The organism is Stenotrophomonas sp. Nf1, from assembly GCF_003028475.1.
Taxonomy (GTDB): Bacteria; Pseudomonadota; Gammaproteobacteria; order Xanthomonadales; family Xanthomonadaceae; genus Stenotrophomonas.
The window spans coordinates 222,318-242,855 of sequence record NZ_PYTV01000006.1 but is presented as its reverse complement, the minus strand read 5'-3'; the positions used below and the strand labels follow the sequence as shown (position 1 = coordinate 242,855).

Here is a 20,538-nt window from a genome sequence, read left to right as displayed (position 1 = left end):
CCCACTGAACGCAGGCCGCCCCCAGTCAGCCCTACTGGACGAACGCGATGCGCTGCATGTCACTTGCCTGGGCTGCGGCCAGGATCCGCGCCATGCCTTCGTACTCCGCGGCTGGATCGGTGGCGATGCGCAGCTCCGGCAGGTTGCCTGCGTGTTCGCTCACTTGTGCCTGCAGGCGCGCCTGCAGCTCGTTGAAGGCCATCGGTTGGCCATTCCAGCTGAGCTGGTTGGATGCATCCAGGCGCAGCTCGATCGGCGGCGGCGGTTCGGGGCGATCGACCACGCGATCGGTGGCCTGTGGCAACTGCACGGCAATCGGCCGGGCCACGATCGGCGCGGTCACGATGAAGATGATCAACAGCACCAGCATCACATCCACCAGAGGCGTGACATTGATCTCCGCCAGTGGGCCGCTCCTTCCTGCGCTACTGAACGCCATGTGCCGCTCCCTGCAGCCGGGCGGTTCGCCCAAGCCCGACGTTACGACGGGCGACCGTGCCCGCGGCAGCAACGCTGCAGCGTCATTCAGCTGTCGTTGCCGGCGCTGCACGTGCACGCGATGCGAAACTGAATTCAGCCAACGCCCGCTATGCTGGTCGCCATGACCCGACGCACTTCGACCGCCCTGTCCCTGCTGCCCTTGGCCACCACGCTGCTGATCGGCTGCGCCAATGCCCAGTCCCTCGACGCCCAGAACGCTCAACTGAAGGCGGCCATCGCCGCTGCCGAACGTGGCCAGTTCGATCCCGGCCAGGCCGCCGCGCTCAGCCGCCATCCCGCCTATGGCTGGCTGGAGTACGCCAACCTGCGCCGCAACATCGACACCGTCGATCGCGCACAGGCGCAGGCCTTCCTCAAGCGCTACGACGGCCAGGCCGTGGCCACGACCTTCCGCAGCGTGTGGCTGCCCTCGCTCGCGCGCCGCCAGGACTGGCCCACGCTGCTGGCCAACTGGGCGCCCACCGACAACGTGGGCCTGCGCTGCGCGCAGCTCACGGCCCGCCAGGTGACCGGCAAGGTCGATCCGCAGTGGATCAGCGAAGCACAGGATCTGTGGCGCAAGAATGGCAAGTCGCTGCCGGACGGCTGCGACGCGGTGTTCGCCGTGCTGCAGGCGCAGGGGGGGCTGAGTGACGCCCTGCGCTGGGAACGCATCGATGCCGCCGCCGACGCACAGCAACCGGCAGTGATGCGCAGCGCCGCGCGCGGCCTGCCTGCCGCCGAGCTGACCCAGGCCAACAGCTACGCCGCCTTCGTCGACACCCCCAATGCCAGCGCGCTGAACTGGCCGCGCACCGAGCGCAGCCGGCGCATCGCCACCGATGGCCTGGAAAAGCTGGCCAAGGCCGACCCGGGCGCCACCGAACAGCAGCTGCCGCAGTACGCGCAGGCGCTGGGCCTGAGCGCCGCGCAGCAGGGCCAGGTGCTGTACCAGATCGCGCTGTGGACCGTGGCCTCCTACCTGCCCGATTCGGCACGCCGCCTCAACGCAGTACCGGAGTCGGCCTACGACGAGCGGCTGCACGAATGGCGCGTGCGCGAGGCAATGTCGCGCGGCGATTGGCCGGCAGCGCTGACCGCGATCCGCAAGATGGGCAGCAAGCAGCGCAGCGATTCGCGCTGGGCCTATTTCGAAGGCCGCATGCTGGAAAAGACCGGCCAGGCATCGCAGGCGCAGCCGCTGTTCCGCGACGCCGCCCGCGCGCCCACCTTCCACGGCTTCCTGGCCGCCGACAAACTGCAGCAGGGCTACACCCTGTGTCCGTGGAAGCCCAACGACAGCGCCCAGGCGCAGGCCACGATCGCACGCGACCCGGCCATCCAGCGGGCGATGGCGCTGTACCAGATCGACCGCACCGGCTGGGCCGTGGCCGAATGGAACAGCGCGTTGTCGCGCTTCGATGACACCCAGCGCCGTCTTGCCGTGCGCGTAGCACAGGACAACGGCTGGTTCGACCGCGCCGTGTTCGCGCTCGGCAAGCAGCCGCAGGAACAGCGCCTGTACGACCTGCGCTTCCCGCTGCACCACGACGCCACCATCCGCCGTGAAGCCGCACGCAATGCACTGGACCCGGCCTGGGTGGCCGCCGAGATCCGCGCCGAGAGCACCTTCACCCCGCGCGCGCGCTCGCCTGCCAATGCGATGGGCCTGATGCAGGTACTACCGACCACCGGCGCCGGCGTGGCCAAGTCGATCGGCCTGACCGGCTACGGCGGTGCCGACAGCCTGTACGACCCGGACACCAACATCGCCATCGGCACGGCCTACCTGCGCCAGCTGATGAACAAGTACGACGGCCTGCCGTACGTGACCATCGCCGCCTACAACGCCGGCCCGACCCCGACCGCGCGGTGGCAGAGCCAGCGCCCGGGCTACGACCCGGACCTGTGGATCGAGACCATCAGCTACAAGGAAACGCGCGAGTACGTGGCCCGCGTGCTGGCCTTCAGCGTGATCTACGACTGGCGCCTCAACGGCGATGCCCTGCCGCTGAGCGACCGCCTGATGGGTCGCCTGGTCGACAAGCGCAAGAACTTCAGCTGCGCCGCCAACGCCGACCAGGGCGGGGATTGATCACACCGCGGTCGTGCGATGATCCCGCCATGAAGATCTATCTTGTCGGCGGCGCCGTGCGCGACCGCCTGCTGCAGCATCCTGCCGGCGACCGCGACTGGGTGGTGGTCGGCGCCACGCCCGCGCAGATGGAGGCGCTGGGTTACACCGCCGTGGGCCGCGATTTCCCGGTGTTCCTGCACCCGAAGAGCGGCGAGGAATACGCACTGGCGCGCACCGAGCGCAAGTCCGGCCGCGGCTATCGCGGCTTCGTGGTCGATGCCGATCCGGCAGTGACGCTGGAAGAGGACCTGCTGCGCCGCGACTTCACCATCAATGCGATTGCCTGCGACGAGGACACCGGCACGCTGGTCGATCCTTATGGCGGCGCGCGCGATCTTGAGCAGCGCGTGCTGCGTCATGTCGGCCCCGCCTTCGTCGAAGACCCGCTGCGTGTGCTGCGTGCGGCGCGCTTCATGGCGCGCTTCGCGCCGCTGGGGTTCACCGTCGCGCCGGAGACCCTGGCGCTGATGCGCGAGGTCGCCGCCAGTGGCGAGCTGGATGCACTGGTGCCAGAGCGAGTGTGGCAGGAACTGCGCAAGGCCCTGGTCAGCGCACAGCCTTCGGCGTTTCTGCGCACGCTGCACGACGCGCATGCGCTGGGCCCGATCCTGCCCGAACTGGAAGCCCTGTACGGCGTACCGCAGCGTCCCGAGTTCCACCCGGAAGTCGATACCGGCATCCACCAGGAAATGGTCAGCGACATGGCCGCGAAACTGGCGCCGGGCGATGACCTGGTCGGCTTTGCCGCCCTCACTCACGATCTCGGCAAGGGCCTGACGCCACCGAACGAATGGCCGCGCCACGTCATGCACGAGCAACGCGGCATCGAGCCGCTGAAGGCCCTGTGTGCACGACTGAAGGTGCCCACCGAACACCAGCAGCTGGCCGAAGCGGTCTGCCGCGAGCACCTGAACGTGCATCGCATCGACGAACTGCGCGACGCCACGGTGCTGGAACTGCTGGGCCGTTGTGATGCGCTGCGCCGCCCCGAGCGCGTAGCCCGCATCGCCCTGTGCTGCGAGGCCGACAAGCGCGGCCGGCTCGGCTTCGAGGATGCCGACTATCCGCAGGGCGAGACGCTCAAGCGCCTGCACCAGGCGGCACTGTCGGTACAGGCGCGGGACCTGGATACGACGCACCTGAAAGGCCCGGCAATTGGTGAAGCGCTGGCCAAGGCGCGGGTGAAGGCGATTGCGGCCGCGCGGTAGGGATGTACGGTTTGCTTACGGCAGTGCGGTGTCAGCAGCTGTTGTTCAGTACCTGAAGTAGGTGTCGCCCAAGGCGGGGTGGTCGCCCGGCTGACGCTTCTGCTTGGTGATACGCCTTAGATTGATGCGTTTTGCATTGGGCCAACCCAGCGTTTCGAATATCGCATCAGCCATCTTTGCGAACCGCGTGAAATGGCGGCCAATTCTGTATCCAAGGTAGAAGCAAACCAGAACGCATATCAAGTACGCATCCGCGATCATCTCCAGGGGTGCCAGTCCGTCTCCCGTGAGAGCGTTGATCAGAAAAATCACGATGTAGATCATGTACAAGGGTACAGATAGAGCCAGCGAGTACCTGGTCACCGCGATCCAGTGGGCCCAGCTACCTGAACTGACATACGGATAAGAGACGATGAGTCTCTTCTGCTCATCAAGCACAGACAGGGCGATGAAGTTCCCCGCCTTGTCGCGACGCCCGACCACCCGCACGGAGTCACCCTCTTTGAAGGGCCAATTCCAGAACAGCCCCTTCACCAGCATTTCGCCAAACCGGAATTCAACTCTGGTGGCGGGCTCTTTCGTTTCCTCATTGGACATCATCGCCATGCCAGCGGCGGGCCCGCTGAGGCCCAGCGCGGCGGCAACGGCGCCCGTGGCCGCCATCTTCTCGCGATCCCCGTCGCGCCAGAAGACGTTCTGCACCACGTGTCTGACCCGTAGGTTGGAAATGACACCGGCATCTGTTTCGAACAGCACTTTGCCAGGTGTCCGCAATCGACTTTGGGCACTCACTACAATCTCCGTAAGGCACAGGCCTCCCAAAGGCGACAGATATCAGCCGCCTTCAGCACGCATAACCTCGCAACGTTAATAGAAGCATGCGCCACCAAGTGCAACGCGGCCATCCGAAATTCCCTGACCAAGGAAAACTGACTTTAATTTCCCAACAAACTCACATCGCTCAGTACCTGAAATAGGTGTCGCCCAATGCGACATGATCACCTTTTTGACGCACCGCCCTTGTTATCTTCCGCAAGTCAATTGCCGCCCCTCGATTCCAATTAAGCGCAGAGAATATAGAATCTGCCATCTTCGCATAGCGAGTGAATCTGCGCCCAATCCGGCAACCAACCACAAGAGAAAAAGCCATCCCCGCAAAATATGCGCACACTAGAATCTCAACCGACAATGATGTGACCACATACAAAATACCCAAGAAAACTGCCCAGCATGGAACGGCGAACATAAGAGAATACTTCACTACAGAAATCCAGTGCGCCCAACTTCCCGCACTTACATGCGGATAGGAGACGATTAATCTCTTACTCTCGTCAAGCACTGATAGAGCGAAGAATCTCCCTTCACCATCTCGCTTTCCGACGACCCTGACGAAATCTCCCTCACTGAAAGGCCAGTTCCAAAGCAGCCCTTCAACAGGCACCTCACCGAGTAAAAACTCAACCCTCGCAACCGGCTCTTCCATTTCCTCTGAAGACATCACCGCCATTCCGGCAGCGACGCCACTATGACCCAGCGCAGCGGACAAAGCACCGGTCGCAGCCATTCCCACGCGTTCTCCCTCTCGCCAGAAAACATTCTCCATGACGTACTGAACCCTCTGGCCGGAAATAGTTCCGATCTCTGTTTCAAGCAACCCGTCCTCGTCAACACTCACTTGAGCACCCCACCTATTGAGACCGAATCGAAACCGAACCAATAGCTCTGTCAAAGGCCAGCTGCTGCTCCTGTGCAGTCGCATAGACATCGTCAGGCGAGCGACGCCCTCTCGACCTGTCACTGGTCTTCTTGCCGAAGACGTTGGCCATACACCACTTCTCCAGATCATTCGAACTAACAGCCCATATCAAAAATTCGACGATCAGAAGACCCAGAGCCACCTCCCATCCACTCAATCGCAAGATCAACATGCAGACACGTTTCATGGCTTGCGATGCGGCTACATGTCCGCCCTCCCTTCCTGCGGTAACTTCAAGTCCAGCATGCAGCCCTCTCAGGCCTAAAGTAAGTGCACCTCTCCCGACCAAAACTAATCTTCGTTCAGTACCTGAAGTAGGTATCACCAAGCGCAGCAGGATCATTCGGGCTTTTCTTCATTCTTGTAATTCGCCTCAGATTCACGCCCTTGCCGTCATCCCAGCCAAGCGAACCAAAAATGGCGTCAGCGAGCCTCGCGAACCGGTGAAATCGATAGCCGACCCGAATCCCGACAGTGGCAGAGACGAGCAAAAGCCCACCAAATATGCAAAGTAGCAATTTCAACAACATCCATCCGTCCTCGAGGATGCCGAGAGAATTCAGGCCAATTCCAACGGTGGACAACGTACATATTGGCAATGAAATCAGTAGCGTGTACCTCGATACAGAAATCCAGTGAGCCCGACTGCCGGCACAGATATGCGGATAGGAGACAATCAACCTCCTACACTCATCCAGGACTGAGACAGCAATAAATACCCCTTCCGGGTCGCGAGCCCCCACGACCCGCACTACATCGCCCTCTTTGAAAGGCCAGTTCCAAAGCAGACCTTTCACAGGCAAATCGCCCAGCTCGAACTCAACTCGGAAGACTGGCTCCCGCATCTCCTCAGCGGACATCATGGCCATGCCGGCCGCAGAACCGCTGAGACCGAGTACAGCAGCAACGGCGCCCGTGGCGGCCATGCCCTCACGATCCCCATCGCGCCAGAACACATTCTCCAGTATGCGCTGAACGTGCAAATTGGAGATAACCCCAGTTTCGGTTTTAAATGGCGCGCACCCACTTGCGCTCATATTCCGCTCAGTGATCATCGCGGTCTCACAGACACTGAACCGATGGCTTTGTCAAAGGTGACTTGCTGTTCCTGGGTCGTTGCAAAGTGCTTCCCACCATGAAGCCCTCTCTGCAGGACGTCGCGAGAGCTCTTCCCAAACACACTGCTCATGCACCACTTCTCCAATTCATTGGGGCTAAGAGTCCAGATAAGCAGCTCAGCAGCCAGAATTGCCAAGCTGACCTGCCACCCGCTCAGCCTCAGCACCCATACGCCGACACGTTTCATCGCTTGCGAAGCAACTACTTCAGCACCTTCCACAGCAGCTGCCGCCTCCAGCCCAGCCCTTAAACCCCTAAGCCCCAAGCTAAGTGAGTTGCGTCCAAACCATTGCTCAATCACCGGAGCCGTGTAGGCAAGCGCGGTCAGAAACTGAGCACCACCCACCGCCCCTACCGTCGCCCCCCGGATGTTAAGAAGGACATAGGCCGCATAGTCTGTTCGTTCAAGCGCGAGGTTCGCATCTGAGAAGCTGTAGCAGGCCCCAATAAAACTACCCGCCCCTGCCATCACGCTCCCGGCAACCTTCATCCGTATGGCACTGGCGCTACCCGCACCAAAAAACTCCTTCGCCACTGCCTCGTGTACACCGGTATACACAGCCACAAGCGACATTCCAGAGGCCAATAGCGTCGCGTAGTCTCGCGTCTGCTTATCCACCTTCGTGGCCAGATGGATGAAGTTCGCCATTTCCAGCACGCCGGTCAGCGAGTTCAGGCGTACCACGTTGCGACTGCTCTCTGCCGCAGCCTGCCAACGCTTGCGCATCGCCAGCGCGCCGTGATGCAGCTCCAGGTCCCGAAGCGCGAACTGCATCGGTAGCGCGCTGCCCTTGGTTCGGTAGAACTGGATGCGCTCCAGGAAGTAGCGCTTGCCCTGCTGGCCGCTGCTCAGTTCTTCGGCCACCAGGCTGATGGCCTCATCGCGCTCCATCAACGCCCGTGTCAGAAGCACAAAGCGGACCATGGCATTGCCGGCGGTGTCCTGGATGCCCTTCATCGGGAATCGATTCAGCAGGAATGCGCCGGCGGTGGTGACGAAGCGATCAACACCACTGGCGCGGAGGATGCGGGCACTGGCGGTGGATGGCACTGCCTCATTCTGCGCAGCCTCAATCTTGCGATAGTTGGAGATGAAGGTCTTCAGATGCGCCGTCCCGGACACAAAGGCCGCCCAGCTCGCATCTGCAGCGGACAGCATGGTGTTGGCCCCAGCCTCGGCCGCCTTGAGCGTCTGCTGCAGCTCCAGCCGGGCAGCGTCCTGATTCTGTGCAATGACTCGCCACAGCAAAGACGATCTTCCGGTCACAGCCAGATCGCCAGCCAGTTCAGTCAACAGCGTTCGGCCTATCTCGTGCATGCCAAGCACCGCGATGGCGTCGGCGATGATCTCCTCGAACCACACTCCCTGCGCCGCAGACTGACCATCAAAGTCCTCCAGCGTCGCCAGCAGCAGATCGTGGCGGAGCCATGCAACCAGCACCGACATCTTCGGTCCCAGCCGGTCGAGTACCTGTTGCGTCATCTCGTCCACGTTCCTCTTGAACGCGGTGAAACGGGGCTCGTCAATCAGTGGCCAGTACTTGTTCTTCCACGCGTCCTGGGCGTCCTTCAGATAGAGCGGCAGGAACTGGCGCTCATACTCCCGCGCGAGTTCCCGCTTCTCCTCCTCGGAAAGCTTTACCTTGGGATCCCATGAGGGAAGCGACGGATTGCCGAGGCGGCGCTGACGCTCCACTTCGCGCACCGTCTGTGCCGCGTAGTTCCCTGCCATTACCGCACCATTGAGCTCCAGCAGGCGCGAGATCTGTTCGATCTGGTCAACAGCGCTGACTTCCAGCTCGCGCTCGCTCTTGAACTGGTTGATGCAGGCAACCAGGTCATTGCAATAGCCGCTGAGCTCGTGCACAACGCCAACTGCATCCCACAGGCCCAGCAGCATGGGCGGGTACTCCTGGCGATCACCGCCGATGCGCCCGTTGCTGCTGTGTTGCTGCAGGCGTTCAAAGCGCTGTTGGCGTGGGTCGATACCTTCGCTGCGAGGATAGTCCCGCCGTGACCAGGGGTAGCGCGTGCCATGCGCGTGCAGCCGCGCCTTGCGAAGCGCTCCGTCCGGATTAGTGGCACCCGGAAGCGCACTGCTGTACGGAAGGTCTGGCGGATCGCCTGAGGGGTTGTCCAGCCATCGATATTCCATGATCGAGGCCAGCCCGGCGGCATCCTTCAATGGCGCTTGATCACCTTCTGCCCTCGCCGACGTGATCCACCTAGCTGGCTCGATTGGCTGCATCCGCTCGGCGCGCAGGGCCGGATCAGCTCCATAGCGATCCAGCGTCGCTGGCGTCCAGGGATGTTGGGAGTAGGCGAGCCAGACCGTTCCGCACAGATGCGGGCGCTGGATGGTGATGAACTCCGTGCGCATCGGATCGTGGCCACTGCGGCCACAGCTGGGCAGGCCACCGCCTGCGATCGCGCGCGCACTGTAGGCGGTGGGTTGCCGCCACAGGGTGCCGTTTTCGGCGATGGCGTAGCACTCCCAGTACTTCGGACCGTAGGGACCCTGCTCGTAGTACAGGTACAGCAGACCCTGGCGCAACGTTCTAAGCGCGTAGGTGTATTCCGCCGCACTGACATCAACATCGCTGGCGTGTGCGGGCGACAGACCACCAAGGCCGGCGTTGCAGCTGGCAGGCACCACCGTGTAGCGCACCGGCAGGATGGCCAGTCCAGTGGAGCGACAGACGTCGCAGGCTGATTTCTCTGTCTCGTTCGGCAGCGTGGCGGCAACCGCCGGAAGATCGACGATGTCTGGACTTCCTGTGCTGCGGATCCCCACGTTGCTGTCACCCGTAAAGGGACCGTTGGAGTCGTACCCGTCTCTGCTATCGCGCGTCATGTGCCCCGTCTCCCTTGATCGCACTTGCGTGTGTGGACGCCGCGATGCGGATGTCCTTCCACTCCGCGTCGCCAATCCGTCGAATCAGCTCGCCATACCGCTCACCCTGCGCGACTTGCGCCAGCAGCGCCTGGACCGTGGGATGCCTGTGGAAATGAGGTCCGATGGAAAGCCCGTGCGTGGCGAACAGATCCAGATCCGTACCGCTGGACACACCGCAACGACGCCCCTCCCCGACACTGCGCTGCAGCTGCGCAAACGTGGCGCGATCCGGCAGCGTTCCGGCTCGCAGCGCGCCGATCCACGCCTGGTTCAAGGCACCGATGGATTCCAGCTCGGACCAGGACACGGAAGGGTCACCGCGCAGTGCAGGCGCGACGGCGTTGCTGATGGCCCACTCTCCCCATCGATCCAGAAACATCCACGTGGTGACACCTTCAAACCGATACGCCCGCTGCGAACGCGATGAGCACTGCAGGAACAGATCCGTCACCATCGGGTCGTAGAAGCGCAGCCACCGCTTCCGGCCCTGCGCATGCGGGCAGTGCGCGACCGCACGCTCGGCCAGCTGCCTGGCCAGCTGTGGTGTCAGCAACGACGTCCATACCCACGCACACGCACGTTGTGGGCGCGCGGCCAGCAGCGACGATGCCGAGCGCTGGGCCATCGCCATTTCCACCGCCTGGCCAGACAACAGGGAATGCGTACCTTTGCCCAGGTCGAGGGGGATCAGGGACGGCCAGAGGGCCTTCGGTATCTGTCGAATGGCGACGGGAACCGGCGTTATCCCGACCGATTCCAGCAACGCGTCGAAGGCCTCATCGCTCTTGCATCGATCTTCCGCCGGCTGCACCAGCAGGTGGCATTGCCCCGCACTGCTGCGGTCGATGGTGACCAGCTGTTCGCACAATGCTTCAACCGACATCGGCGCAGGCCTCCTGCCGGCGCACGGCGGCATTCAAGTGCGGCTCACAGCCCTTGAAGCGCCCTTCACGCACCTTCGCCGCCCCCGCCACACTCGCCGGCCCCACCCAATCGCGCTGGCTGGCCTTGAACTCCACCTTCCCCGGCGCGCCCAGCTCGATGTTGTCGCCCTCAATGCGGATGTAGGCGCCAGCCGCCGTCGCCAGCAGATGCTTGCTCGGTGCCGACAGCTGCACATCCGCCTCAGTACTGGCGATACGCACCTGGGTCTTGGCCGCCACGATCATCTGGTGCTTGTGCGCGCGCGTACTCACCTTGCCCTGCGCCGCGTGCAGCGCGATGCCGCGCTCCTGGTTCGGGCTTTCACCGCGGGGCTGCACGCCGGCGGTGTACAGCACCAGCCCGCCGGCCACCGCCATCGTCAGTGAGCCCTGCGTAATCCAGTTCAGCGCCACGCCGCTGGCCAGCGTGGTGTGGGTGCCGCTTACCCACACCTGGTCGGCCGGGGTCAGGCTCAGCACGCCGGCCACGCCACTGCCCAGCAGCACCGGCGCGCTCCAGCCGGGCGCTTCGCCGTCGCCTCCGGCGATGCTGCCGGCGGCACTGCCGCTGTGGGTGGCACGCAGCGCCTCCTGCAACTCGGTCAGCGTGCTGTCCACCGGCAGCTCGGTCGGGTCGTCGGGCAACTGCGCCTGCTGGTTGACCGCCGATTCGGCCAGCTGCTGCAGCAGCTGCTGGCTTTCCTGCAGCTGGCTCAATGCCTGCGGCGCGGCCATCTGCGGCGTGCCCTGCTCGGTGGTCAGCAGCAGGCCGCGACCGGCGCGCAGCGCGCCCTGGGCCTGGGTGGCAAGCTCCACGCCAAAGCCGCGCTCTCCCTCGCGCACGTTGTCTTGGCCGCCCTTCAGGTGGCCCAGGGTCAGCGTGGTCTCGTGCTGGGTGGTGGACAGCTGCGCGCGGCCCTGCCCGGGCGTGTCGTCGAAGCGCAGCTGCTGGTAACCGCCGGTACCGCCCTGGCTGTCGGCCAACGCCTGGCTCTTGAAGCCGGTATACACCGCGGCGTGGTCATTGCCCTCGAACCAGGCGGCGGCGTTGCCGGTGGCGCTGGCGCCGCCGCCATTGATCTGGTTGTGCTGTGCGTCCTGCTGGCCGCGCCCGTTGTAGACCGCACCGACCACCACCGGGCGGTCGATGTCGCCTTCCAGGAACGCCACCAGCACTTCCTGGCCGCGCCGCGGCAGCACCACGCCGCCCCAGTTGTCGCCGGCCCAGGGCGTCATCACCCGCACCCAGGTCCAGGCGCCGCCGTTGGCCGGAGCGTTGTCGTCGCCACCGGGATGGGCCAGCCCACTGCTGGCGTTGCCGCCGCGCTGCCACGGGAACTGCACCTTGATGCGGTGATCGCGATCGGACAGCAGCGGATCGCCGTCGCTGACCACGATCGCGCTGAGCGTGCCGGTGATGGTCGGGCGCGGATGCAGATGCGCACCGTGGCCGTCCTGGGTCTGCGGCCGGTAACTGACCTCGGCCGGAATGGCGACGAAGCGATTGTCGTAGAACGCGGTGGATACTTCGCCCGACGCCTGGCCATTGGCCAGACCGGACAGTGCGCCCGGCAGGGTCGGTGCCACCACGCTGGACGGGCCCAGTGCCTGCTCCAGTGCATCGAACACGTCGGCATCGAGGTTGTTGCGTGCCTGGTGGTGCACCGACAGGCACAGGAACTGTGCGTCCTCGCCCACCTGCGGATGCTGCGACAGGCCGAAGCGCGCGCCCGGTGCCAGTGCCCGCCATTGGCCGGCGCCGTCGATGGTATGCGCGCGCACGCGCAGCGCGTCCAGATGCTGCTGCGCGCGGCGCTGGCCGCGGGCGTTGTCCTGCCAGCCGTAGGGCCCGCAGGTGTCGCGGTCGACGATGCCCAGGTCGTTGCTCTGCGCGGCCTCGGCGCTGGCCTGGCGGCGCTCCAGGGTGCGGTAGTCCCAGGTGGCGCGCTCGACCTTGCCCGGTCGCCAGCGGTGCGCGGTGGACCACTGCTGCACGCTGTCGCTGCGCTCGCTTTCGTCGCGGCGATGGAAGCGCACGCTGCCCAGCTCGGCGGTGTCGTGGCTGTGGTCGGCCAGCACCAGCGTGTGCGCGCCGAAGTCCGTGCCGCCGGGCTCGCCGGCATGCTCGAACCAGTAATAGATGCCCTCTTCGGCCAGCAGGCGCTGGACGAAGGCCAGGTCGCTCTCCTGGTACTGGGTGGTCAGGCTGCGCCGGGCGTACTGGCTGGCGTCACCCAGCGACCAGCGCCAGGCCGGGGCCAGCCCGCTGTAATCGGCGAACAGGTCTTCGACGATCTCGACCACGGTCTTGTCGTGGAAGACGTAGCTGTCCACCCGCTGCGACAGGAACGCCAGCCACGGTTGCAGCCGCAGCCGATAGCGGGCCAGGCCGCCATTGCTGCCCAGCCGCTCGGCGGCGGTGATGCGGCCATGCAGCGGGCGCACGCTGCCATCGGCCTGTTGCAGCTGCAGCAGCGCGCCCTGCCCGATCAGCGGTGCCAGCTGCAGCCCGGCGTCCAACGACAGGGCGGTGATCGTCCACTGGAAGCCGAGGCCGTCGATCTGCTCGACGCCATCGAGGGTTTCGGCGACCAGCACGTCGGGGCCACACGGTGTATGCAGTCTCAGGAAGCGACGCGCGTTCCGAGGCGGCGCCAACGCCGAGCGCAGGGCAATCCATTGCGAAGAAGGTACGGAGCCATCCATGGGGCAACGCGCACAGGGCCGAGGGGCTGTGATCGTGTTGCGGGAACAGGGGCCGATGAAGAGGCAAAGACGACACGGCAGACAGGGCCACCGTGAAACGCAGGCGCCACGTGGGCGCCGGGCGCGCTAGGAAAAGTACGAAATACCCGTCAGCGGCGCGCCAGGGCGGCTTCAACCGCCAGCAGGCCCGCCTGAAAACGGCAGCGGGCCGCGGTAGTGCCGGCCGCTGGCCGGCAACCACCTCACTGGATCAATGCGCCATGCCGCGCGTAATCGCCGCCGCCCGCTGCTTCAGCTGGGTCACCGCGTCGGGGATCATTTCCATGCCCACGTCCAGGCCCGGGTTCAGCACCAGGCCGACGCCGTCGCCGATACCGGCCAGCAGCGCGTGCACCGCGATCGGCATCGCGTGGGCGAACTGCGGCAACTGCTCATGCCACAGGCCGGCGCGCTCGGGGGCGGTGAACACCGCGAACATCGGCTCGCCGCTCTCGCTGGTCAGCACCAGCGGCGAGATGCTCTCGTCCCACGCACCGTCCTCACCGATGGCCTTGTCCAGCAGCACGAACGCCGTCGAGGTCAGCAGGCCGTCGAGGAACTGCGAAGCGGTCAGCGTGCCGTCCTGGGCCTGCAGCAGGCTTACCTCGAGGTCGTTGAGGGGTTCGAACGGGGTGTCATGGTCCATGGTCGGTTCCGGTACGTGATTGCAGGGCAGACTTTAGCAGGCCGAAGGTGAGGTGAGGCGGCGCATCGGCAGGGACACGCGGGGCTTCAGCGGCCGATGAGGCTTTCAGCAGGAATGCCCAGGTTGCGGTGAAGCTTCCGGATCATTTCCAGCGTCAGACCGCGCTTGCGATTCAACACCTCATAGACACGGTTGAGCTGGCCGATGGACGGCACCAGATCCTTCACGGTCAGACCGCCCTGCTCCATGCGGAAACGGATGGCCTCGATGGGATCCGGCGGTTCGATCGGGTGGTGCTTCGCCTCGTAGGCTTCTACCAGCGTTACGAGAATCTCGAATCGATCGCCCTCCTCGCTTCCCGGCTCCGGCTCGTTGTCGACATAGGCCGAAATCTCGCGCAGCGCGTTTTCGTAGTCGCTCTCCGTACGGATAGGCTGGATGTTCATGGAAACTCCACAGTGTCTGCGTCGATCCGGTCGTACTCGGCGTGGGTGCCAATGAACTTGATGTAGACCACCTGAAACCTGTAACCCACAGCGACGATGAGCCGGTAGCTGTTGCCCTTGATGTTGAACACCACACGGTTGTTCGCCACGAAACTTACGCTTGCGTAACGCTGGCGTATGTCATGTGGCGTGTCCCAAACGGCGTGCCTGGCTTCGTCGTACCAGGACCTCAGCGCGGCTTCCGAATCGGGGTTGCGTTCCCAGAATCGTTTCAGCGTCGCCAAAGCAACCACTTTCATGCGGACATCCTAGTCCCAATATGGGATATAAGCAACGCTCTTATTTTCATCAGCATCAGCCGCTGATGAATCCGTGCCGCCACAGCCACCCGGCCGCCGCCAGCCCAGCCACGCCCACCAGCATCAACGGCAGGCCGAAGCGGTGCCGCCACGGGATCGGTACCCCGCCCAGCTGCTGGTCCATGGTCTCGGTATCGAGCACCCAGCCGTGTTCGCACCGGGTGCAGGCCAGCTCGTAGCGGCGCTGGTAGGTGAAGCCGAACAGCAGGTCGATGCGCGCCATCTTGTAACGCAGCTGCGGGGCGAACTCGGTTTCCGTCTGGCAGCGCAGGCAGTGGTGCGCTTCGGTGGGGCCGACGATCAGCACCCGTTCCTGTTGGCCGATCAGGATCATGTCCGGTTGCCCTGGCAGGCGGGCTGGGCCAGCAGCCAGGCCTGGGCGGCGGCCACAGTGGCGGCATCACCCTCGACGCGCTGGTCGGGTTCGATCTTCAAGCCATCGCCACGATCATTGCGGTCCCGCATCACGCTGGTGGTCAGCAGCAGCGCGCTGCCATCGGCCAGCGGCCGCATCACGTTGGCGGTGGACAGCCCCGAGGTGGGCTGGCCGAAACTGCGCGTCTGCGGCCGACCGCGGAAGGAGAGTACGGTGGCCTCTCCGGAGCTGGCAGTGCGCGGCCCGGTCAGCACGGCCACAGGCGCACCCGGGTGTTTAAGCAGATAGCCGGGCCCGCCAAGATCAATCCGCACGCGCTCGCCAAGACGCACGCTGGACGGTGTCAGCCGCCAGAGCGACGGACCCTTTGCCGCAGCGAAGGAACCTACGTTCTCATCGGCGCCGGGTGTGGTACGCAACAGCGGCGCCGCGCCCAGCAGCATCGGCCACATGTTTCCACCGGTGTTGCCGCGCAGATCGACAATCCACCCGCAGCGACTGCCGTTGTCCTGATCATCGATGATCGCCTGCCAGCGCTTGGCACGCTCCTTCATCTGCTGATGCGCCGTCGGGCCCTGCATGACGCCGTAGCCCCCGATTTCCAGCCGGCCGATGCGCGGGTCCAGTGCTTCGGCCGGGGCCGTCGTTGCTTTCGGAGCCGCTGTCACTGCGCCATTGGCGCGCGCCAAGCGTTCCGCTTTCGCCTGCAGCTGCTTCGCGCTGATCCAAGCGCCGTGCCCGCCCGAACTGCGGCCAGTGGCCTCCTGCAGCACCGCACGGGCCTCGGCCGGGTCGTTCTGCGCCGCCTCCAGGCGCGTGCGGATGGCCCGCCAGTCCACGCGGTCGCGGTACAGCGATTCCTTCTCCAGCATGTCCAGCAACTGGGCCTGTGCCTGTGCCGTCGGCAGGTCGATGGCGTCTGGTGCGGCGGCCTGTGCGGTGGTGCAGAACAGGGCGCCCAGTGCAGCGGCCATCACGCGGAGATCAACAGACATTCGACGTTCCTTCGTCGTGAGCAAGTACCGCAGCATACGCGCTTGCCGCCGCCGTTGTATGTCGGCTTTAGCACGCCCAATGTGGCGCGCGATTTACAACTTTGCTCATGTCGTTGCTCAAATGAAAGCGCGAAGGTGGCTCCGCCAACGCACTTTGTGCCGGCCGGGATTGGCGTCCTGAATCAAACATCTAAGGGAATGAGTTGCCGTCACTGCGGCAATCACGACAATGCACCGGCTCGCCCATGGCGGGCGGTGCGTGGGGATCCTCGCGATCCGTCGGCTTTTTTTCCCTTGGATTTTGACCGGCACGCCAACCCGCACCGCCCGCCACCTTGCATCCCGCAGGTGGCCTTGCCTTGTGAGGTTGCTGCCATGACCACGCTCTACCCCACCTATCCCCGCCTGCACGCGCTGCTCGGCGCTGCCCTGCCCGGCCTGCAGCTGTCCACTGCCGCCGCCGAAGCGTTGGAAGATGCGCTCACCGACGCCCATGAACACGCGCCGCCCTCGGCGTTCTTCGCGCGATTGCGTGGCATTGCGCGTGGTCACGCCGCCGATGGGGAGGCGTGGCGCGAACGGCAGCTCAGCGAGGCACGCGGTCGGGAGTTGGCCGAGGCGACGCGCTGTATGGCGGCGGTGGTTGCGTGTGGCGGTGTGTTGTTGGCGGCGCAGTCCGCACGCGAGATGGATGATGCACAGGCGCAGTGTCCGCCGCAGGTGGAGGAAGGGTTGCTGCATGCGGTGGTGGTGTTGGCCGATCATGCCGGTGCGCTGGTGGAACCCGATGCGTGCGCACCGTTGTTGTAGAGCCGAGCCTGTGCTCGGCTGCGCGGGGGACCTGTGCCGACCAAGGTCGGCACCTACCAGAGCGGGGTCATGGCGTCGGTGGGGGTTGTGCCGACCAAGGTCGGCACCTACCAGAGCGGGGTCAAGGCGTCGGGGGGAGTTGTGCCGACCAAGGTCGGCACCTACCAGAGCGGGGTCATGGCGTCGGTGGGGTTGTGCCGACCAAGGTCGGCACCTACCAGAGCAGGGTCAAGGTGTCGGGGGGGAGTTGTGCCGACCAAGGTCGGCACCTACCAGAGCGGGGTCATGGCGTCGGTGGGGAGTGTGCGGGGTCCTCCCAGGGCGCGACGGCGCTACCAGTCCGCGCGCAGGCCGATGTTGCCTTCGATGATGCGGCGCTTCTCGTTGCGGTCGCCGCCCAGTTCGCGGGTGTAATCAGCCACGGCGTACGCACTGATGGTGCGGTTGAAACGACCGACCACACCGACACCGGCCTCCAGTGCGCGCGAGCGCTGCGAATTGATGATCACGTCGTCATCGAAATGGATGCGGTCTTCGCCGGAGCGGCCGTGCCAGTAGTTCAGCTTGAAATACGGCTGCCAGCCGTTGTCGGCCAGCGGGTAATCACCGGCCAGGCGCAGGCCGATGCGGCCGGTCCAGGCGTTGTCGTTGTCGAAGCCTACGCTCGACACCGCATCGCGCCGGTCATCCAGCGCTGTGCGTTGCCAGATCACCTGCAACTGCGGCTCCAGCCACCATGCGGACTGACCGAAGTGCAGCAGCGGCTTACCCGTCTCCACCGACACGCTGGTGCCGTCGCCGCTCACGCCGAAGCCGAGCCCACGCGACGAACTGACGCGTCCGTCGTAGCGGCTCTGCATCGCTACGGCATCGATGTAGCCACCGCGGCTGTCGGTGAACGTCCAGTACAGACCCACGTGCTTGTCATCCAGCCGGCTCTGGCCCACCTGCACGTTCTCCCAGCCCAGTGCCAGGCCGGTGGTCTTGCCCTGCGCGCGGGTGCGGCCGACGAACACGCCGATCTGGTTGCGATGGTTGTCGGAAGCAGCGGCCCATACATCCAGGCCGGCCTGCACGCCCATCACATCGCCGTCGAAGCCGGGCTGCGCATCGCCCTTCCAGTGGATCTCGCTGCTCTGCCCCACCAACCGGCCCCAGGCGGTGCGGAATGCGCCCTGGTTGTACAGCAGGCGCTGCTCGCCCTGGCGTTCGTGGAAGGTGCCGAGGCTGGCCAGCGAGGCCTCGCGCAGCAGCGGTGGCACCACCGCGTAGGCCGCGGTTTCCACGCGGTACAGCGGCACCACCGCACCTTCGGCCGGACGCGCACCGGGTGTCGGCGGCGTGCCGGTGCCAGGCAGCGCACCGCCGGCCACCGGTACATCCGGTACCGCCGGGTCACTGGGCGGTGCCACCGGTGCAGGTTCCGGCGGCGGCGGTGGCGGTGCGGTCTCGCCCGCGGTCAGGTCCGGATCGGTGGCGCCTTCGGGCGGCGGTGGCGGCGCAGGGGTGATCGGTGGCGGCGGTGCCACCGGCGGTGTCAGCGGCGGCGGCGTGGCGGTGCCGTTGCCATTCGGTGCTGGCGTCGGCCCGCTCACCAGCGTCGAACGCAGGTACCAGTTCTGGCTGGTGCCGGCACTCACTCCGCCCTTGAACAGGAAGTACTCGTAGGCACCGGCCGCTACCGGTGCGAACAACGAGAACGCGCCAGGCGCGGTACTCGCGCCGTTCAACGCCTGTACCACCAGGATGCCGTCGGCCAGCGTGGCCGCACCGCCGCCGCCGGCATTGAGGATGCCGATGCCGGTACTGCCGGTCGCGGCGCCGCCATCGATCACCAACCGGTCGCTGGTGGAGTTGTCCGCGCCCAGCACCGTGCGCAGGTACAGGCCACCGCCGTCACCGCGGTAGTTGCCGCGCACGGTGAACACATCGCCGGCACCGCTGCCGGTCAGGTCGATGCGCCCGGCGTTGACCATGTCCACCAGCGCGGCGCTGTTGAACGGACGGATGGCGTGGCCCCCGCTGCCGGCGTAGACGGTACTGGTGTCATCCACGGTGAGCGTGCCGGTGCCGGTTGCGCTGTCACCCAGCACCAGATCGCCATCGAAGGTCAGTTCGGTGCTGTTGGCCAGGCCGATCGCTTCCCAGTTCTGGAAGCGGCTGACGCCTGCGGTCTTGACGTTGCTGAGGTTGAGCTGGTCCACGCCGATGCCACCCTCGAACAGCGGTACCGCGCCGAGATTGCCCTGGTTGAGATTGCTGAGGTTGGCAACGTCGTTGTCCGGACCCATGTCGATCGCGCCGTAGACAATGCCGCCGCCATTCCAGGTGAAGGTGTCGTTGCCGGTGCTGAGCAGCACCTGCCCGCGCACGGTGCCATCGGTGATGGTCACGCTGTCGGCGCCGCCGCTGACGCTGATGTTGCCGCCGATGTACGCGGTGCCGGAAATGATGAGGGTATCGGTGTCGAAACCGGTGACCACGTTGCCATCCACCGTGCCGCCTGACTGGTCCCAGAGATTCTTGTCCAGCTTCATGTTGACGCGGCCGATGCGGCCAGCGGTCATCCAGGCTTGGTCGCCGTCCTCGAACGCGCCGATGATGCGGCCACCGCTCATGCGGAACGTATCGATGTTGTCGCCCTGCTGCAGCGCGCCCACGGTGCCGCCGGTCATGACGAAATCATCGCGGCCGCTGCCCTGCGCCACCACGCCGGTGACGGTGCCGCCGCTGACCGTCATCTGGTCATCGCCTGCGCCCTGGTCGATGCTGTCGATCGTGCCATTGCCAAGCAGCAGCACATCGTTGCCATCGCCCTGCAGAACGCCGCCGCTGATGCTGCCGGCCTGCATCTCCAGGCGATCATTGCCGGCATCAAACTGCACGCCGGTGCGCCCGCTGATCGTGCCGCGGTTGACCAGCACGCTGTCACCGGCACCGACGAACTGCAGTGCCGTGGTGTTGCCGGTACTGATGCTGCCAGTGTTGTCGACACGGCTGCCGCCACCGAGCTGCACGGCCACGCCGCCAACCGAGCTGATCGTGCCCAGGTTGGACAGCAGGTGCCCGCCGGCGCCGACCAGCGCGATGGCGCTTGCCCCGCCGCTCTGCTGCAGCTGCGCGCCGCTGGCGACATTGACGGTGATGCCGGCCGCACCCGTGGCGGTGATCGGCACCGTCTGTGGGTTCGGCGCGTTGGCGTTGCAGGTGACGGTCTGGCCGGCGACCGGGGCGGCGGTATCGCAGCCTGCCCACGCGACGCCGGCGGACAACAGCAGGGAGGGCACGGCCAGGGCCTGCAACACGGACACGGAGAGGCGGCGCGGGCGAAGCGCACGCGGGACGGCACGGGACATACAGCACTCCTGGACAGGGGAAACAGGAACTGCGGATATGCGGCGTTGCGCAGGCAGTCTGCCGTGCGGTGAATGGTTTCGACAGGTGAATTTATGCGCTGACAATCACATTTTTAATGTGAAGTCTGGCGATCATCACCTGGGTGTTATGTGGCTGAAATCGTTCAGGATTGCAGCGGAAAGCATCCGCGCGCGGATGCCGTTCGTGGTCGATGGTGCAGGATCGGTAGATCCACCCATGCGTGGATGCGGTTCGCGGGAGGGGTCAGAGCCCTTTCCTGCGGAA

The 20,538-nt window shown here is 65.2% G+C and carries 16 protein-coding genes; 3 read left to right on the top strand and 13 right to left on the bottom strand.

Going from position 1 to position 20,538, the window contains the following annotated elements; genetic code table 11:
• Nucleotides 1–31: 31 nt before the first annotated feature.
• Nucleotides 32–439: a biopolymer transporter ExbD gene (locus C9412_RS13125; protein ID WP_107232024.1), complete on the bottom strand. Its 408-nt coding sequence runs from the start codon at nucleotides 437–439 to the stop codon at nucleotides 32–34.
• A 150-nt stretch (nucleotides 440–589) separates the two neighbouring features.
• Here C9412_RS13125 and C9412_RS13120 point away from each other — a divergent pair, with 150 nt between their 5' ends.
• Complete coding sequence (locus tag C9412_RS13120; RefSeq protein WP_107232023.1) at nucleotides 590–2,575, top strand: transglycosylase SLT domain-containing protein; 1,986 nt, start codon at nucleotides 590–592, stop codon at nucleotides 2,573–2,575.
• Between the two features lie 29 nt (nucleotides 2,576–2,604).
• Complete coding sequence (locus tag C9412_RS13115; RefSeq protein ID WP_107232022.1) at nucleotides 2,605–3,825, top strand: multifunctional CCA addition/repair protein; 1,221 nt, start codon at nucleotides 2,605–2,607, stop codon at nucleotides 3,823–3,825.
• A 45-nt stretch (nucleotides 3,826–3,870) separates the two neighbouring features.
• On the opposite strand, the gene C9412_RS20925 is transcribed toward C9412_RS13115, so the two are convergent.
• From C9412_RS20925 to C9412_RS13060, 11 genes are all read right to left on the bottom strand, one after another.
• Nucleotides 3,871–4,617 carry a putative type VI secretion system effector gene (locus C9412_RS20925; RefSeq protein ID WP_146160140.1) on the bottom strand — a complete coding sequence of 249 codons (747 nt, stop codon included), beginning with the start codon at nucleotides 4,615–4,617 and terminating at the stop codon, nucleotides 3,871–3,873.
• A 169-nt stretch (nucleotides 4,618–4,786) separates the two neighbouring features.
• Nucleotides 4,787–5,500 (bottom strand): putative type VI secretion system effector, encoded by a 714-nt coding sequence (locus C9412_RS20920; protein ID WP_146160141.1) that lies wholly within the window; start codon nucleotides 5,498–5,500, stop codon nucleotides 4,787–4,789.
• A 383-nt stretch (nucleotides 5,501–5,883) separates the two neighbouring features.
• A complete protein-coding gene (locus C9412_RS20915; RefSeq protein ID WP_146160142.1) occupies nucleotides 5,884–6,636 on the bottom strand; it encodes a putative type VI secretion system effector in 753 nt (250 codons plus the stop codon).
• Entirely contained in the window at nucleotides 6,633–9,554 is a 2,922-nt protein-coding gene (locus C9412_RS13095) for a T6SS effector BTH_I2691 family protein (protein ID WP_258190214.1), read from the bottom strand. Before C9412_RS13095 ends, C9412_RS20915 begins: the two co-directional genes overlap by 4 nt.
• Nucleotides 9,541–10,479, bottom strand: a complete 939-nt coding sequence (locus tag C9412_RS13090) for a DUF4123 domain-containing protein (protein WP_181358688.1) — start codon at nucleotides 10,477–10,479, stop codon at nucleotides 9,541–9,543. The genes C9412_RS13095 and C9412_RS13090 overlap by 14 nt, the downstream gene beginning before the upstream one ends.
• Entirely contained in the window at nucleotides 10,469–13,225 is a 2,757-nt protein-coding gene (gene tssI, locus C9412_RS13085) for a type VI secretion system Vgr family protein (protein WP_107232017.1), read from the bottom strand. Before tssI ends, C9412_RS13090 begins: the two co-directional genes overlap by 11 nt.
• 250 nt (nucleotides 13,226–13,475) lie before the next feature.
• Nucleotides 13,476–13,910, bottom strand: coding sequence for an SseB family protein (locus C9412_RS13080; protein WP_107232016.1), 435 nt, complete (start codon nucleotides 13,908–13,910; stop codon nucleotides 13,476–13,478).
• 86 nt (nucleotides 13,911–13,996) lie between these two features.
• Nucleotides 13,997–14,356, bottom strand: a complete 360-nt coding sequence (locus tag C9412_RS13075) for a transcriptional regulator (protein WP_107232015.1) — start codon at nucleotides 14,354–14,356, stop codon at nucleotides 13,997–13,999.
• Complete coding sequence (locus C9412_RS13070) at nucleotides 14,353–14,655, bottom strand: type II toxin-antitoxin system HigB family toxin (protein ID WP_107232014.1); 303 nt, start codon at nucleotides 14,653–14,655, stop codon at nucleotides 14,353–14,355. Before C9412_RS13070 ends, C9412_RS13075 begins: the two co-directional genes overlap by 4 nt.
• A gap of 55 nt (nucleotides 14,656–14,710) precedes the next feature.
• The gene (locus tag C9412_RS13065) at nucleotides 14,711–15,049 is read right to left on the bottom strand and encodes a hypothetical protein (protein WP_107232013.1); all 339 of its coding nucleotides are present in this window, start codon (nucleotides 15,047–15,049) and stop codon (nucleotides 14,711–14,713) included.
• The gene (locus C9412_RS13060) at nucleotides 15,046–16,065 is read right to left on the bottom strand and encodes a S41 family peptidase (RefSeq protein WP_258190227.1); all 1,020 of its coding nucleotides are present in this window, start codon (nucleotides 16,063–16,065) and stop codon (nucleotides 15,046–15,048) included. The genes C9412_RS13065 and C9412_RS13060 overlap by 4 nt, the downstream gene beginning before the upstream one ends.
• A 396-nt stretch (nucleotides 16,066–16,461) precedes the next feature.
• Here C9412_RS13060 and C9412_RS13055 point away from each other — a divergent pair, with 396 nt between their 5' ends.
• Nucleotides 16,462–16,896 (top strand): hypothetical protein, encoded by a 435-nt coding sequence (locus tag C9412_RS13055; protein WP_107232011.1) that lies wholly within the window; start codon nucleotides 16,462–16,464, stop codon nucleotides 16,894–16,896.
• Between the two features lie 332 nt (nucleotides 16,897–17,228).
• Here C9412_RS13055 and C9412_RS13050 read toward each other — a convergent pair whose 3' ends face one another.
• The gene (locus C9412_RS13050; RefSeq protein WP_107232010.1) at nucleotides 17,229–20,252 is read right to left on the bottom strand and encodes an autotransporter outer membrane beta-barrel domain-containing protein; all 3,024 of its coding nucleotides are present in this window, start codon (nucleotides 20,250–20,252) and stop codon (nucleotides 17,229–17,231) included.
• Between the last annotated feature and the right edge of the window lie 286 nt (nucleotides 20,253–20,538).